Raw genomic sequence first — 16,077 nt, forward strand, 5'->3', positions numbered from 1 at the left:
CCTCAATCGGATTGATCGTCAGTGACCGATAGCGCATATGGGTCAGGAATGGCAAGATGCGCGAGAATTTTACGCTCCAGACCTTCCATCTCTTCCGCTTCGCTCTCGATAATATGATCATAGCCCAGCAGATGCAAAAAGCCGTGCACGATCAGATGCGTCAAATGATGGTCGAAAGGTTTCTGTTCATCGGCAGCTTCACGCTCGACCGTTTCCCGTGCGATGACGATGTCGCCGAGCATGGGGCCGGGTTTCTGGCCGGGCTTGATCGGAAAGGCGGGAAATGACAGCACATTGGTTGGCTTGTCCTTGTCGCGCCAGTCATTGTTGAGTTCGCGGATCGCCGCGTCGTCGGTAAAGACGAGGCTGAGTTCACTCACCGGTTGCGGGCCGCCATCCAATGTCTGCCATGCAGCAGCAATGGCCTTTTCGGCAAGCGCCTGCAGGGTGGCCTCCTCGGGCCAGCCGTCGGTTTCAACGAGAATATCGGTATCGATCAAAATTGTACCATCAAGCGTTGGATATCTTTCGAGCACTCGGCCCGTTGAGTCGGATAGCGCGGTTTTCAAGAACCGGAGCGCCGTGGACATTGTAGTCCATAAACGCCGGAAGTGCAGAAAATCGCATCAGACGGCCAACGGGATGGAGTGATCGAAATATCTCAGGGCTTGGCGCCTTCCTTGTCGTAGGCACGGACGATTGCCGCAACAAGCGGATGGCGGACAACGTCCACATCCGAGAAGCGGACTGTGACAATACCGCTGACGCCGTCGAGAATTCTCAGCGCTTCAACCAGACCGGATTTCTGGCCAGGAGGAAGATCGACCTGACTGGGATCACCGGTGATGATCATGCGTCCGTTTTCACCAAGGCGGGTGAGAAACATCTTCATCTGCATGGCTGTCGTGTTCTGCGCCTCATCAAGAATGATGGCAGAATGCGCCAGCGTGCGTCCGCGCATGAAAGCCAGCGGTGCAATTTCGATGACACCGGCAGCAATGGCCCGCTCGACCTTGTCGGCGGGCATCATGTCATACAGCGCATCATAGAGCGGCCGCAGATACGGATCGACCTTTTCCTTCATATCGCCGGGCAGGAAGCCAAGACGTTCACCAGCCTCCACGGCCGGACGCGACAGAATGATCCGGTCCACCAGACCACGTTCCAGAAGCATGGCGGCATGGGCAACGGCCAGATAGGTCTTGCCGGTACCGGCAGGGCCGACGCCGAACACCATTTCCGAGCGGTCCAGTGCCCGCATATAGGCATCCTGTGTGGGCGTGCGGGCAAAAATCGTCTTCTTGCGGGTCGATATCTGGGCTGCAGCCATCTTGCTCTTGTTTTCCATGCTGGGAAGCGTCAGTTGATCGTCGGCGGCAATAGCCATGCGCAAAGCGCCATCCACATCGGATGCCGAAATATCATGGCCCTTCTGCAGCTGTTCATAGAGCTGGTCGAGAGCCCTTCGGGCCTGTTCGGTCGCGCCCGGTTCACCGCGAATCGCAAGCTGGTTTCCCTTGGAGCGGACATCGACACCCAACTTCTGCTCGATGCGGGCAAGGTTCTCGTCGAACTGACCGAACAAGGCGCTTGCCAGCCGGTTATTGTCGAATGTCAGTACGATATGCGCCAGATCCGAGGCCCCTGACGGAGCGGGTTTCAGCTTTTCGGTGGCGGTCAATCGGCTCTCCTTACCAAAAGGTGTTCAGTGCTTATATAGTCCCGTCGCTCGTCGTTTCCATCTCACGAACCCCAATCAGGCTGTTGGTTCCCGTGCTGATGATTCGTACCCTGATTATGTCGCCGATTTCGCCCCCATGTACATCGATAATTACAGGTTGTAACCAGGGAGATCGGCCAACCATCTGTCCGGGTTCCCGCCCGGCCTTTTCGATCAGCACGTCCATGGTTTGACCGACCAGACTGCGCTGGAATGCATATTGCTGTTCGGACAGCAGTGCCTGCAGGCGCTGCAACCTTTCGTCCTTCACGGCTTCGGGGACATGATCTTCCATATCCGCACCAGGCGTGCCGGGGCGGGGCGAGTATTTGAACGAATAAGCCGCGGCGTAGGTGACGTCGCGCACGATCTGCAGCGTCGCCTCGAAATCCTCGTCGGTCTCGCCGGGAAAGCCGACGATGAAATCCCCGGAAAGGGCAATGTCCGAGCGCGCCTCGCGAATCCGGTTGATCAGCCGCACATATTCCGCAGCCGTATGCCTGCGGTTCATGGCCTTGAGAATGCGGTCCGACCCCGCCTGTACCGGCAGGTGCAGATAGGGCATCAGCATGGGCAAGTCGCGGTGGGCATGGATCAGCGTGTCGTCCATATCGCGCGGATGGCTGGTCACGTAGCGCAGGCGCGCAATGCCGGGTATCTCAGCCAGCCGGTAGAGCAGCTCGCCCAATCCCCACTCGCGCCCGTCGGCGCCTTCGCCATGCCAGGCATTGACGTTCTGGCCGAGCAGGGTCAGTTCGCGCACACCGGCATCAGCCAGCTTTTCGGCTTCCTTCAAGATCTGCGCGACCGGTCGCGAGACTTCCGAACCGCGGGTGTAGGGCACAACGCAGAATGTGCAGAACTTGTCGCACCCCTCCTGGACAGTCAAAAAAGCCGTCACACCACGGCTTCTTGTCTGCTCCTTGCGGGGAGCCGGCAGATGCTCGAACTTGTCTTCGATCGCATATTCCGTCTCGACGACCCGCTCGCCCTGCCGCACGCGGGCAAGCGCCTGCGGCAGGCGATGATAGGTCTGCGGACCGACCACCAGATCCACCACCGGCGCGCGGCGGGTGATCTCGTCGCCTTCTGCCTGTGCCACGCAACCGGCAACGCCGACGGTCAGATCGCGGCCTTCTTTGGCGCGGGCGTCCTTCATCTTGCGCAGGCGGCCGAGCGCCGAATAGAGTTTTTCCGAGGCTTTCTCGCGAATATGACAGGTGTTGATCAACACCAGATCAGCGTCCTCCGCCGTATCGGTGGGGCTATAGCCTTCCGCCGCCAGACTGTCCGTCATACGCTGGCTGTCATAGACATTCATCTGGCAGCCATAGGTCTTCACATAGACCTTGCGCGTGTTCGCAAGTGCTGGCGAAATGGGTACTGTTCCGGATGTCTCGTCCGGTTTATGCGGGGTGCTGATATCGTCCATGCGAGGCTTCTAAAGCTTTTTGAGGCCTTTGAGAATAGCAGAGTCACCCGGAATGGCTGACTCCGGCGTTTCTCCCGCCGCCGTGACAAGATCCCGGCCAAGGAGCGACGACAACATCATCTCCCTCACCCGCTTCTCCATCAACCGTGCCAGCATCTTGCGGTTTGTCTTGCTGTCGATGGTCATCGGTTCGCCGAACCAGACATCGACATCGATCGCACCGTCCTTCAAAAGCCCGATCAGGCTCGGTCCCAGCGGCACGTCGCCCGGCCAGGAAATGATCGGGCGATGGAAGCGGCCCATCGGCACGCCATGCACCCGCGTATAGGCAATCGCGACGGGTTGCACCGTCACTGTTTCCACGCTGGTTTCGCGGATTGCCACCTGGGCGGCACCGAAAAGCGAGGTCTTGAAGGGCAGGACACGATTGCCGTCGGACGTGGTTCCCTCGGCAAACAGCACCATGACGTCACCGGCGGCCAGACGCGTTGCAATCTCGCTCGCCTGATCATGGGTCTTGCCGCGCTTTTCCCTCTCCACGAAGACGGAGCGCTGCAGTTTGGAGAGCATGCCGAACAGTGGCCAGCTTGCCACTTCGATCTTGGCGATGAAGGACAATTCCTTGAGCGCCCCCAGCACCACGATATCGGTCCACGATGCGTGATTGGCCGCCAGCAGCAGCGGACGCTGCGTTGCCATGTCCCCATGCATGTGGATGCGCAAGCCAAGCAGTTTGGCAACGATGCGGTGATAGAAAATCGGAAACCGCTTGCGCAAGCCCCAGCCGGCCTTGAGGAAAAAGTACTGCAATGGCACCGAGATCAGGGTGACCAGCGCAAAAGCCGTTGCCGTGACAGTAAAACGGACCCAGGACATCATGTCAGCGCGCCCGCTTCAGGTCACGGCGCATGGTCAGGGCCGCGGAACGGCCGCCCGCAGTTTCATAATAGCCGGGACGTTTGCCCACCTGCTTGAATCCAAGACGGCGGTAGAGCGCCAGGGCCGGCATATTTGTCTCGTCAACCTCCAGAAACAGCATTTCCGCCCGGGCATTGTGCAGATGGCGCAGGGTCGCGTCCATCAAGGCATGGCCAAGACCACGCCGTTGCGCGGACGGCGCCACCGCAATCGTCAGGATTTCCGCCTCGTCGACAACGAGCCTTGCCAGCACAAAGCCGCCGGGAGGCGCAGATCGCCTGCCCTCTTCCCGCGCAATGAAGCCGAAGACATTCCCTTGCGTCATCAGCGCATGGAATTCCTCATCGCTCCATGGCTGGCTGAACGTCAGGGCGTGCAGCTTTGCCAGGTGAATCGAATCCGTGCTTGCCAACGGTTCAATAACAAAAGGACGGTTGCGCAGATTACCCAGGGGAAAGCCCATCATTCCGAGACCTTCCTTCGCAGGACAAAACCCTGCTGCGGTTTGACGTCGAGCCCGCGCAGATAGAGCGGCTTCGGCGCTTCGCCATCAACCGCGCGCAGAGCGCCCAGCCGGGCAAAGGCTTCAATCGTTCCCGTCGACGTGGTTACGGCCACATCGAGCTTGTGTTCCTTGCCATCATTGACGAGGGCCGCGCCCGAACCGGACAACACGACATCGTCCGGCCGTTCCGACAAGGCAGAGAACACGTCCGGTATGGTTGTCACACCGGGCACCGAGCCGGCAGAACCATCCGGCGCAAAGAACTGCGCATAGATCTCGTCGCGCCGTGCATCGATAATCGATAGGACGGGACGTTCCGGAAACACACGCCGTGCGTCAAAAGCCAGTGCTTCAAGCGTGCTGACACCCACGACCGGACATTGCAAGGCAAGACCAAAGCCGCGCGCCGTGGAAACACCGACACGCACGCCGGTGAACGATCCGGGGCCGATGCTGACCGCGATCTTGCCGATGGCACTGATCGGTACCGCTGCATGGTTCAACGTCTGTTCAATGAAGGCCATCAAACGCTCCGCATGTCCCTTGCCAATATCCTCACTTATTGCGGCAAGCACAGTCCCGGTTTCGACATCGAGAACAGCAACGGAGCAAAGAGTGGAGGCCGTATCAAGCGCAAGCAGTTTCATGGCCAATCGCGTAAACAAGAATCAGCCAGCAAACAAGTAGTGTTCGGGGCGGCACGCATTAATCTGGACAAAATTGCACGAGGCTTTTCAGTCCTGTTGCTGATTGCCGCCCCGATCGCGAACACTGAATCCTGTGCCTTGTCCGCATCACGGAAAGTCAGCGTTGAGTTGCAGGCGAGCGGCAGCGGCAGCCAATCTCTTGTCTCTGCTCCACAACCGCGTGCCGGGTGTTAGCCGCGTTGCCGCCAGCAAGTGCGCGTCGACATAGCCGATACCAAGACCGAACAGCGCTTCGGCATCGATAAAATGCAGGACTTCCTCCTCGTTGGCTATTTTCACCTTCGGCAGATCACGAAGGGCAGCCAGGATGAGGTCACGTTGCCGTAAAATGCCTAAAGCAATTTCACCCACAATGAATGGGTGAACCATAATCTGATTGGTGTTGAGACGCAGTTTTAATTCGGCATCGCCAACGCGCAAATGATCGATCCATATCGATGTATCGGCGAGGATCACGCCTATGCGTCCGATCCGATGCGGCGGCGGGGTATCGTGTTCAAACCTGGTTCGCTCCCTCCAAGGAGCGCCAACCGGCGTGCGCTTTCACGTTCGATCAAAGCCTTGAGGGCTTCCCGAACGAGGGCGGACTTTTCATGCAATCCCGTGAAATCCTGTGCTTTGGCAATAAGCTCATCATCAAGAGCAAGTGTGGTGCGCATTTCCGGCTTCCTGGTTCAGGCATGATTTTAGCATCGAATGATGCGGCAAACAATGCATACCAAAGTCGACCCACGCTCCGCCGACCGTCCGCGCGGATTGACCAAAGATCTTGATCAATTGTCCATGATCAGTGCCAGCGGTGCCTTGAACCGCGCCACAAGCCCTTCTTTCTCATACTGAATATCGGCATCCCCGGTGCCCGACAGGCCGAAACGGATCAGGCGCGAGCCAAATCCTTTCTTTTCGGGAGCAGTTGTGGCCGGGCCGCCGCTCTCGCGCCACGTCAGGACAAATTCCATCTGCGACGGAGCACGCTGGATTTCCCAACTGATCTCCACCTTGCCTTGCCTGTTGGACAGCGATCCATATTTCAGTGCGTTCGTGGCAAGTTCATGCAGCAGCAGCGACAGGGAAAGAACGGCCTTTGGCCCGAGATTGAGATTGGGTCCGCGCAAGACGAACTGCGCTGTTTCGCCGTGCAGCGCCAGGACGCTCTCCAGCACCGAGCGGATACGCGCGGCCGACCAGTTCTGGTGCAGCAGCACATTATGCGCCGAGCTGAGTGCCATCAGACGCTGCTTGAATGCCTCGACCGCGTCCTGCGGCGCATCGCGCAGCGTTTGCGTTGCAATGGCCTGAACCATGGTAAGCGTGTTTTTCAGGCGATGGCTCAATTCCTGATTGAGAATACCCTGTTCATGCTCGGCCTGCAGCTTGGCAATCGCCGCGTAGGTTCGGTCGGCAATGCTGACGACAAACTGAATCTCGTCGGTCTGCCAATCCCTCGGATTCTCGCCGTGAACAAACATCAGCCCCACGAGTTCACCGGCGTGCATCAGCGGTACATTGATGAACGACCGGGCTTGAAGGGCGGCATAGCCGTCATAGTCCTGCGCCAGCCAGTCCGTTCCCGGTATGTCGGAGACGGCAATCGGAATCCCGATCTGCGAGTTCTTGATCGTCGCCTTGAAGTTCACCAGCGAGTGGCGGCCGGCCATGGACTTCAGTGCGGCCGCTGTCCAATCCCGCTCGACATTGAAAAGATCCGCCGTCAAATCGATGATGGCAAATCCCGCACGACCGGCATTCAGGTTTTCACCGAGAATCCGTGAGGCAATTTCCGCAGCTTCGGCTGTTGTATGGGCGTCGCGAATACTGTCACCCAGTTCGAGAAGGGCAGCCTGGCGGATTTCCGCCTGCTTGCGCTTGGTGACATCCTGGACCGTGCCGCGGAAAAACGCGGGTTGACCAACGTCATCATAGGCAAGCTCGCCACGGCGGCTCAGCCAGCGCAGCGACCCGTCATCGGCACGGCGGATCCGGTATTCGATATCAAGCATGACGTTTCCATCAAGGCGCGATGGTTGATCGGAGACCAGATGCCTGTCGTCCGCATAGGTCAGCACCTCGAACGTCGGAGCGGAATATTGCTCGCTCTCCGGCAGTCCGTATAACCGGCACATTTCCGGCGTAACGCGCGCAATATTGGTTTTGAGATTGAGTTCGAATGCCCCGATGCCCCCCGCCTGTTGCGCGGGACCAAGCCATCCATCGACCCTGTACTGCTTGTTGCGCGCCGCTTCACTCGACAGGGCCCGTTTCAGGCTGGAGCGAATCGAACGCCGCTGCTGGAGAACAACGTCGTTGCGGTCTTCCAGAACCCGGCGCAGTTCGAGGATGGTAATGACCTGCTCGGCAAGGTCCTGAAGAGCCTCGGTCTGCGCATCGGTCAGCCCGCCGGGGCGCGGCACGCTGTCGATCACGCACAGGGTTCCGATCGCTTCACCGCTGGGTGTGTTGAGAACGGCCCCGGCATAGAACCGGATATGGGGTTCTCCCGTCACCAGGGTATTGTGTCTGGTGCGCTCATCCAGTGTGAGATCCGGAATAATCAGGACGGAGCCCGTCGGCAGCGCATGCGCACAAACCGATTGCTCCAGAGGGGTTTCACAAGTCTCAAAGCCTGACCGCGCCTTGAACCATTGCCGGTCTCCGGCGACCAGGCTGATCAAAGCAACCGGTGTCTCGCAAATCTGCTTGGCAAGAGAGACAATATTATCGAATGCCGGCTCTGACGGCGTATCGAGGACATCATATTCAGCAAGGGCAGCCAGCCGATGGGCGTCCTGAAGAACTGAATGGGGCAAATCGCTCATGGATAAACCCAATCGCCAGATTATATGAGAGACACGGGAGTTTTCGTGGTTATCAAATAGTCTAATTTTGCTCCGTGACAATTGCTATTTGCGAATTCCCGCGATCCGCGTCGCCGCAGGGAGAGGAAATGCCGATCCAGCACGATATCTGAACGGGCTTGGCCATTGTCAGGATATGGGGCAGCTTCCGGCGGTCACGTCGAAACTCCTGGTGGCAAACTCGCGCCCATGCGTGTCCTGCAGGGAAAAGGTCCAGACACCGGAAACCAGTTCGTAGCTCTTCTCGAACACCCAGCCCGCATAGCGCTGCTGCCGGATAGCGCCGTCGGGCCAGCTGCTGCGCTGCATGCTGCGGCCATCAGGCGTGTGAATCACCGGATGCCGGACAACGATCACGATCGGCACGACCTGGAAATCGGGGACATTGAACGCGGCATACATCACGCCGAAACTGGTCCCGAGGCAGGCGGTTATTTTGTCGGCCCTGACAACGTCCACCGGCCCGTCGACAAGCCGGTTATAGCCTGTCGGCGTATCCGGTGCCGCTTCAGTGCCGACATCCTTCGCCCGCGTCAGCCCCCAGTTGAGGATTTCAATGGCCGGTTCTGCGCCCTGTGCCCTCGCAAGCCCCGCCCCGGCCAACAATGCCGGACACACCAGGGCCAGGAGGCGAAGAGCGCGCATCGGCTGCTATGCAGCCGCGCGCTTGGCTTTCAGTTCCAGTCTGCGGCGGTGCAGGACCGGCTCGGTGTAGCCGTTCGGCTGTGCCCGCCCCTTGAACACCAGATCGCAAGCGGCCTGAAACGCCACCGATGCGTCAAAATCGGCGGCCATCGGCTGATAGTGCGGATCGCCCTCATTCTGCTTGTCGACGACCCCGGCCATGCGCTTCAGCGTTTCCAGAACCTGCGCCTCGCCGGCAACGCCGTGATGCAGCCAGTTGGCGATGTGCTGGGCGGAAATGCGCAACGTGGCGCGATCCTCCATCAGGCCGACATTGTTGATGTCCGGCACCTTGGAGCAGCCGACGCCCTGATCCACCCAGCGTACGACATACCCCAGGATGCCCTGGGCGTTGTTGTCGAGCTCGCGCTGGATATCTTCCGGTGTCCAGTTGGGCCGCGAAGCGACCGGCACCGACAGGATATCACTGAGTTTGGCGCGGCCGCGCGTCTTCAGCTTTGCCTGTACCTCGGCCACATCAATCTTGTGATAGTGGGTGGCATGCAGCGTGGCGGCCGTCGGCGACGGCACCCACGCGGTGTTGGCACCGGCCTTCGGATGGGCAATCTTCTGTTCAAGCATGGCCGCCATCAGGTCCGGCATGGCCCACATGCCCTTGCCGATCTGCGCGTGGCCGGAAAGGCCGCATTCAAGCCCGACGTCGACATTCCAGTTTTCATAGGCGCCGATCCACGATGCCTGCTTCATATCACCCTTGCGGATCATCGGACCCGCCTCCATCGAGGTGTGAATCTCGTCGCCGGTGCGGTCGAGGAACCCGGTATTGATGAAAACAACCCGTTCCTTCGCCGCACGGATGGCTTCCTTGAGGTTGACCGTCGTACGGCGCTCCTCATCCATGATGCCCATCTTCATCGTGTTGGGCTGCATGCCGAGCAGGGCTTCAACGCGCCCGAACAGCTCCGAGGCAAAGGCGACTTCTTCCGGACCATGCATCTTCGGCTTGACCACATACATCGAACCGGCGCGCGAATTCATGCGGCGGCCCTTGAGGCCGACGTCGTGCAGGGCGATCAGACCGGTGATTGCCGCATCCATGATGCCTTCCGGCACCTCATTGCCATCCTTGTCGAGGATGGCCGGATTGGTCATGAGATGACCGACATTGCGCACCAGCATGAGCGAACGGCCGGGCAGCGTCAGCGGCTTGCCGTCTTTCCCCGTGTAGTCCCGGTCGGGATTGAGCTTGCGCGTGACTGATTTGCCGCCCTTTTCAAACGTATCCTGCAAATCGCCGTTCATCAGGCCGAGCCAGTTGCGATAGACAACAACCTTGTCTTCCGCATCGACGGCAGCAACGGAATCCTCGCAGTCCTGAATCGTGGTGAGTGCCGATTCCAGCACCACATCGGCAATATTGGCCGGGTCGGTTTTTCCAATGGGATGATCGGCGTTGATGACGATCTCCACATGCATGCCGTTCTTCACCAGGAGAATGGAGGATGGCCTTGAAGCATCGCCCTTATAGCCAACGAACTGTGCCTGATCCTTCAGCGACGGGGAAACCCCTTTGGCGGTCTTGAGCACAAGCGTGCCATGATCAACGGAAAGACTGGTCACATCAGCCCAGTGTGCGCCATCGAGCGGCGCACTGTCGTCGAGAAAGGCCTTGGCCCAAGCGATGACCTTGGCGCCACGCAGCGGATTGAATGCCTTGCCCTTCTCTGCACCCTCGGTTTCCGGAATGGCATCGGTGCCGTAGAGCGCATCGTAAAGCGAACCCCAACGCGCATTGGCCGCGTTGAGCGCATAGCGGGCGTTCATGACAGGCACCACCAGCTGCGGTCCGGCCGTTACCGCGATTTCCGGATCCACATTGTCGGTCGAGACGGAGAATGTTCCGCCCTCGGGCAGCAGATAGCCAATTTCCCGCAGGAACGCTTCATATTGCTCTGGCGTATATCCTGTCTGCCGCTTTTCGCGATAGAACGCATCGAGCTTTTCCTGAAATGCATCGCGCTTGGCGAGCAAGGCCCGGTTCTTGGGCGACAGATCATCGACAATTGCTGCCAGACCCTGGAAAAAGGCGTCGGCATTGATCGATGTTCCGACCACCGCTTCATTAGCCACGAAGTCGTAGAGCTCTTTCGCCACCTTCAGACCATCGATCTCGACCCGCTCGCTCATACCATACTCCTTAAGATTTTCTGTTAGCGTACCCTTGAACACACCAAAGCATTCCTCGTCAATTCGGCCTAAATGAACATGATTTATGCCAGAAGGGAAACAATCAATCAGTGGGCAATGCGAGGCCTGCCGGTTGCGGTTGCGACCAGCACCGCTTCGATGAATTTTCGTTGGTCTTCAACGGTCGCAGCGCTGATGTTTCGGACGATGGTGACCTGTGCCTCGTCGGTGCCAGCTTCCAGCGCGAAACTGCGAACCTGCCCTTGCAGCGTTTCTTCGGCAAAGGCAATCGCGAGATCTTCCTCCTGAAAGTCCTTCACCGCCTCCCCCGCTGCCACGCGAAAAATCCCTTCGGCGGGCTGGCTGATGTAGGCTTCGACCGATACGCGCACCTGCCCGACCACGGCACCGAGCGCATTGGCGACATCCGTATCGACGGGAACAATGCTTGGCGCACCCAGCATGGCTCCAACGGCGGGATAATAGACGGGAGCGGAAGCACCCAAGCCGATCAGCGGCCGGTCAATATCAAGCTTGACGCCGGCAATACCGCCCTGCCCGGAAAGCGCGCGCTGGGTCAGCGGACTGGCTACCATGTCAGGTCCATCCAATCCATCCTCGGCAAAGATGGTTTCCAGCACCACTTCCGATGAACGGCGGATGAGCGCGTCATAGGTACGCCGCGAAATTTCCTCCGGCGTATCGCACAGCGGGCGGCCCGCGCCGTCCTTGCGCCTGGCATAGAGAATGGCGCCATAGCGCGCCGCTTCGCCGTTCCAATTGTTCTGCAGATGGAGAACATGGCAGGCATCGGACGGCGTGAACCCCGAGAGATGAACAAGTCCCCGCGCGACCAGCCGGTTGATCGTCGCGGTCTGGGATACGGAGTTCAGGAGCCGGTCGAGCGGCTGCGGTTCCCGGGTAATCCGCTGATAGAGCTCGGCTTCCCCCTTACTCAATCCGGATGCCATTTGCTCGGGAACGCCGGTCAGCAGAGCGAACCGGCCATCCAGGCGTCCGGGATTGGCCGTCTTCACCTGCCGCGCCAGATGATCGATGACGATGGCACCGTGATTAGCCGCAAGCAGCGACAGCGGCACCAGCCGCCTTGGTCCAAGCATGATGCGCGGTGCCATGGCATTGTCGTCCAGCGACACCTCTGAATCGCCACCCAGCCCGAATGTGCGCATGGCGACCGCCTCGACCATGGTGCGGAAACCGCCAACGGTGGCGCCATTGGGATCGAGCCGTGGACGGCCATTGTCAAGAACGGCAACGTCCGTGGTCGTCCCGCCAATATCGGACACGATGGCGTTGTCGAGACCCGTCATGTGGCGCGCACCGACAAGGCTGGCAGCCGGTCCCGACAGGATCGTTTCAATCGGGCGATGCCGTGCAAAAGCCGCCGAGACCAGTGCGCCATCGCCGCGCACCACCATGAGCGGCGCATGAATGCCGCGCCGGTCGAGGAAACCTTCCGTCGCCGCGACGAGGCGGTCAATCATGGCGATGAGCCGCGCATTGAGGACCGTTGTCAGGGCCCGGCGCGGACCGTTCAGCTTGGCCGAAAGTTCGTGACTGCAGGTAACAGGCAAACCCGTCTCAGCGCGCACAAGATCACGAATGGCAATTTCATGCTCGGGGTTGCGCACGGCAAAATAGGCGCAGACTGCAAAGCCCGTCACCTCCTCCTTGAGGCGCGGCAAGGCCTCCTGCAGCGCCGAGACATCGAAAGGTTGCGGGCGGCCATAGACATCGTGCCCGCCGGGCAGGAAGACGACGGGATCGGAGCCAAGGGCAGACCCGAGGTCCGCCTTCTCCAGATCGGCCGGCGAGAACCCGACCATGACAAGCGCGATCCGTCCGCCCTGCCCTTCGACAAGGGCATTGGTGGCCAGTGTCGTCGACATGGACACAAGGCGGATATGGCCGGGATCAACCGAAGCCTCTTCGACAATGCGCTCGACCGCGCCGGAGATGCCGACACTCAGGTCGTGGCGCGTCGTCAAAGCCTTGGCCTTGGCGATAACGCCGCGCGCCTCCGACCAAAGAACCGCATCCGTATAGGTGCCGCCCGTATCAATACCGAGGAAAATTGCGTTCTCTACCTGTGAATCAGCCATGATGCCCTGCGCCGTTTGTGGCAGGGTTATCCCATGACGGCACCAACGACTAGCGTCATTCCGACCATTTGCCGCCGCAACAGCACAACACTGCCGGAACCATTCAACTCCTGCTACGTTGACGCGTGGGAAAAGGGGGCTTCTATGGCATCACAATCTGGCAGTCATGCGGGATCGAAGAAGGTTATCTATGCCGCCATCCTCGGCAATCTTCTGATCGCGGCAACCAAGTTCATTGCCGCCTTCTTCACCGGCAGTTCCGCCATGCTGTCGGAAGGCGTTCATTCGCTGGTGGATACGGGAAATGGCGGCCTGCTTCTCTACGGTCTGCGGCGGGCCGCCAAGCCAGCCGACAAGGCGCATCCGCTCGGCCATGGACGCGAGCTTTACTTCTGGAGTTTCATCGTTGCGCTGCTGGTGTTTGCCGTGGGTGCCGGTGTCTCGTTCTATGAAGGCCTCATCCACATTCTCGAGCCGGAGCCCGTCGCAAACCCCACTGTCAATTATGTCGTGCTTGGCTTTGCGCTGCTGTTCGAGGGCATCTCATGGACAGTCGCGCTGAAAGAATTCCGAACCATGAAAGGCAAACTCGGTTACCTCGAAGCCGTGCAACAGAGCAAGGACCCGAGCGTCTTTACGGTCCTGTTTGAGGATACGGCTGCGCTGCTGGGACTTATCGTAGCGTTTGCCGGCATTTCAGCGGCGCAATTCTTCGACATGCCCGAATTCGACGGGGTTGCCTCCATCGGCATTGCCATCATCCTCGGTGCAACCGCAATTTTCCTCGCCCGGGAAAGCAAGGGCCTGCTGATCGGCGAGTCGGCGCTGCCGGAAGCGGAACAGCAGATTCTTGATATTGCGGGCAAAGATCCGGCCATTCAGCAGGCAAACGGCGTGCTGACCGTCCATATGGGACCCAAGCAGATCGTTGCCGGGCTCAGCATTGAATTTGAGGATCATCTTACCGCACCCGACATCGAAGCCTGCGTCGAGCGTATCGAAACAGCAATCCGTCAGGCCAACCCGGACATCGTGTCCGTCTTCGTCAAACCGCAGACTGCAAGTACCTGGAAGACGCGGCGGCAAAAAATCGTTGAGGGCTAATCTTCATCCACCACGCGCAGGCGCAACTGGCCCGTTGCCGATGCTGCCGACCTGTTAGCATCCGGCCCCTTCGCGGGTTCGCCGGCCGCCGGATCGACAAACTCCAGCGCCTCGATCTTCTGGCCGCGCTTCGTCACCTTGCTGGACGAGACGAGAATATCGTCAATATCCTTGCTCGCCTGACCGAAATGCGTCTGCAGTCGCCGGACCCGGTCGTCCAGGCGCCCGACATCTTCCATCAGGCGGATCACCTCACCCTGGATGAGATGTGCCTGCTCGCGCATGCGCACATCCTTGAGCACCGCCTGAATGACCTGAATGGACAGCATCAGCAGCGACGGCGATACGATGACGATGCGCGAACGATGGGCCTTCTGCACAATGCCTTCGAAATTCTCGTGAATTTCGGCAAAGATGGATTCCGATGGGACAAAGAGAAATGCCGTATCCTGGGTTTCGCCATTGATCAGGTATTTCTCTGAAACATCGCGAATATGGATTTCGATATCCCGGCGGAACTGGGCAAGCGCCAGTTTCTTCGTATCCGGTGTCTCGGACTCGCGGATGGCGTTCCATGCTTCCAGCGGAAATTTGGCGTCGATGACCAGATTGGGGGCGCCATTCGGCATGCGGACGATACAATCCGGCCGGCTTCCATTGGAAAGCGTAGCCTGGAACTCATAGGCCCCTTGCGGCAAGCCATCGGCAATGATGGTTTCCATGCGCGCCTGACCGAAAGCGCCGCGCGTCTGCTTGTTGGCGAGAATCGCCTGCAGCTGGACAACCTGTCCGGCCAGCGACTGGATATTGTTCTGCGCGGTATCGATGACCGCCAGCCGCTCCTGCAATTTGGCCAGGTTTTCATGGGTCGACTGCGTCTGCTCCGTCATGGTCTGGCCGATGCGGCTGGTCATGCCGTCAAGGCGCTCGCGGATCGACTGGTTGAGCTCCGCCTGGCGCGAACCGAAAAGTTCCGCCATGGTCTGCATGCGGCCCTGCATCTCTGACTGGCTCTTCAGGATCTCGGCCATCCGCACTTCCGCATCACGCGCACGGTCTTCCGCCTGGAATTCCGCGATCAGCCGTACCCGTGCCGAACGCCACAGCGCGATCCCGCACAGGACAATGGCAAGTGCAACGATGACAGCCGCCATTACCAGTGCACTACCGACCGATATCGACGTGGCACCGAGCTGAAACAGTGGCTGGTCGAGTGAATGTGATGTTTCCATGGGAAGCAGACTAACCGATTCGGATGGCAAATGTGAGATCAAAACGAGAACATTTTCACAAATGCCATTTATGCCGGGATTGACGGTTGAAAGCCGAGATATTAGGTGATGCTCATGTCTATCAAACCGCTTGTCATTCTTCCCGATCCGCTGTTGCGCCAGGTTTCCAAACCCGTGGAGCGCTTTGACGCCGATTTGCGCAAATTCTCCAACGACATGCTCGACACCATGTATGATGCGCCGGGGATCGGCCTTGCCGCCATTCAGGTGGCGGAACCGCTGCGCATGCTGGTGATCGACCTTGCCAAGGAAGACGAACCGAAGGCACCCCAGGTTTTCATCAACCCTGAGATTTTGTCGTCGAGCACCGAACGCAACGTCTATGAAGAAGGCTGCCTGTCCATTCCGGATTATTATGCGGAAGTGGAACGTCCGGCAAAAGTGCGCGTTGCCTATTTCGATATCGAAGGCAAGAAGCACGAGATCGAGGCGGACGGTTTGCTGGCAACCTGCCTTCAGCACGAGATCGACCACCTCAACGGCGTTCTGTTCATCGATTACATCTCGCGCCTCAAGCGTGAAATGGTGGTGAAGAAGTTCAAGAAGCTTGCCAAGGATCGCGTTCCGAGCCGGCTGGCGGTGTAAGCCA

At 59.2% G+C, this 16,077-nt stretch carries 15 protein-coding genes; 2 read left to right on the forward strand and 13 right to left on the reverse strand.

Annotation, left to right across the window (positions count from 1 at the left end):
• Window positions 1–2: 2 nt before the first annotated feature.
• From ybeY to J1W56_RS04540, 12 genes are all read right to left on the reverse strand, one after another.
• Window positions 3–500 (reverse strand): rRNA maturation RNase YbeY, encoded by a 498-nt coding sequence (gene ybeY / locus J1W56_RS04485; protein WP_223612079.1) that lies wholly within the window; start codon window positions 498–500, stop codon window positions 3–5.
• Between the two features lie 161 nt (window positions 501–661).
• The gene (locus J1W56_RS04490) at window positions 662–1,681 is read right to left on the reverse strand and encodes a PhoH family protein (RefSeq protein ID WP_223612080.1); all 1,020 of its coding nucleotides are present in this window, start codon (window positions 1,679–1,681) and stop codon (window positions 662–664) included.
• A 31-nt stretch (window positions 1,682–1,712) separates the two neighbouring features.
• Window positions 1,713–3,152: a tRNA (N6-isopentenyl adenosine(37)-C2)-methylthiotransferase MiaB gene (gene miaB, locus J1W56_RS04495; protein ID WP_223612082.1), complete on the reverse strand. Its 1,440-nt coding sequence runs from the start codon at window positions 3,150–3,152 to the stop codon at window positions 1,713–1,715.
• Between the two features lie 9 nt (window positions 3,153–3,161).
• Window positions 3,162–4,028 carry a lysophospholipid acyltransferase family protein gene (locus J1W56_RS04500; RefSeq protein WP_374042656.1) on the reverse strand — a complete coding sequence of 289 codons (867 nt, stop codon included), beginning with the start codon at window positions 4,026–4,028 and terminating at the stop codon, window positions 3,162–3,164.
• Between the two features lie 4 nt (window positions 4,029–4,032).
• On the reverse strand, window positions 4,033–4,536 hold the full coding sequence (rimI, locus tag J1W56_RS04505) for a ribosomal protein S18-alanine N-acetyltransferase (protein ID WP_223612085.1): 504 nt from the start codon (window positions 4,534–4,536) through the stop codon (window positions 4,033–4,035).
• Window positions 4,533–5,222 carry a tRNA (adenosine(37)-N6)-threonylcarbamoyltransferase complex dimerization subunit type 1 TsaB gene (tsaB, locus tag J1W56_RS04510; protein ID WP_223612087.1) on the reverse strand — a complete coding sequence of 230 codons (690 nt, stop codon included), beginning with the start codon at window positions 5,220–5,222 and terminating at the stop codon, window positions 4,533–4,535. Before tsaB ends, rimI begins: the two co-directional genes overlap by 4 nt.
• A gap of 147 nt (window positions 5,223–5,369) precedes the next feature.
• Window positions 5,370–5,738 (reverse strand): type II toxin-antitoxin system VapC family toxin, encoded by a 369-nt coding sequence (locus J1W56_RS04515; RefSeq protein WP_223612088.1) that lies wholly within the window; start codon window positions 5,736–5,738, stop codon window positions 5,370–5,372.
• 2 nt (window positions 5,739–5,740) lie between these two features.
• On the reverse strand, window positions 5,741–5,941 hold the full coding sequence (locus J1W56_RS04520; RefSeq protein WP_223612090.1) for a type II toxin-antitoxin system VapB family antitoxin: 201 nt from the start codon (window positions 5,939–5,941) through the stop codon (window positions 5,741–5,743).
• A gap of 114 nt (window positions 5,942–6,055) precedes the next feature.
• Complete coding sequence (locus J1W56_RS04525) at window positions 6,056–8,098, reverse strand: GAF domain-containing protein (protein ID WP_223612091.1); 2,043 nt, start codon at window positions 8,096–8,098, stop codon at window positions 6,056–6,058.
• 168 nt (window positions 8,099–8,266) lie between these two features.
• Window positions 8,267–8,782 carry a DUF3859 domain-containing protein gene (locus J1W56_RS04530; RefSeq protein ID WP_223612093.1) on the reverse strand — a complete coding sequence of 172 codons (516 nt, stop codon included), beginning with the start codon at window positions 8,780–8,782 and terminating at the stop codon, window positions 8,267–8,269.
• 6 nt (window positions 8,783–8,788) lie between these two features.
• Window positions 8,789–10,969: a malate synthase G gene (locus J1W56_RS04535; RefSeq protein ID WP_223612094.1), complete on the reverse strand. Its 2,181-nt coding sequence runs from the start codon at window positions 10,967–10,969 to the stop codon at window positions 8,789–8,791.
• Window positions 10,970–11,076: 107 nt separating this feature from the next.
• Window positions 11,077–13,092 carry a hydantoinase/oxoprolinase N-terminal domain-containing protein gene (locus tag J1W56_RS04540; protein ID WP_223612096.1) on the reverse strand — a complete coding sequence of 672 codons (2,016 nt, stop codon included), beginning with the start codon at window positions 13,090–13,092 and terminating at the stop codon, window positions 11,077–11,079.
• Between the two features lie 144 nt (window positions 13,093–13,236).
• Here J1W56_RS04540 and J1W56_RS04545 point away from each other — a divergent pair, with 144 nt between their 5' ends.
• The gene (locus tag J1W56_RS04545) at window positions 13,237–14,196 is read left to right on the forward strand and encodes a cation diffusion facilitator family transporter (protein ID WP_223612097.1); all 960 of its coding nucleotides are present in this window, start codon (window positions 13,237–13,239) and stop codon (window positions 14,194–14,196) included.
• On the opposite strand, the gene J1W56_RS04550 is transcribed toward J1W56_RS04545, so the two are convergent.
• Window positions 14,193–15,428: a DNA recombination protein RmuC gene (locus tag J1W56_RS04550; protein ID WP_223612099.1), complete on the reverse strand. Its 1,236-nt coding sequence runs from the start codon at window positions 15,426–15,428 to the stop codon at window positions 14,193–14,195. The two genes, J1W56_RS04545 and J1W56_RS04550, sit on opposite strands and share 4 nt — an antisense overlap.
• A gap of 114 nt (window positions 15,429–15,542) precedes the next feature.
• Here J1W56_RS04550 and def point away from each other — a divergent pair, with 114 nt between their 5' ends.
• Window positions 15,543–16,073: a peptide deformylase gene (gene def / locus J1W56_RS04555; RefSeq protein ID WP_223612100.1), complete on the forward strand. Its 531-nt coding sequence runs from the start codon at window positions 15,543–15,545 to the stop codon at window positions 16,071–16,073.
• Window positions 16,074–16,077 lie beyond the last annotated feature (4 nt).

This window comes from Phyllobacterium calauticae (assembly GCF_019991125.1).
In the GTDB taxonomy this organism is placed as follows: Bacteria; Pseudomonadota; Alphaproteobacteria; order Rhizobiales; family Rhizobiaceae; genus Phyllobacterium; species Phyllobacterium calauticae.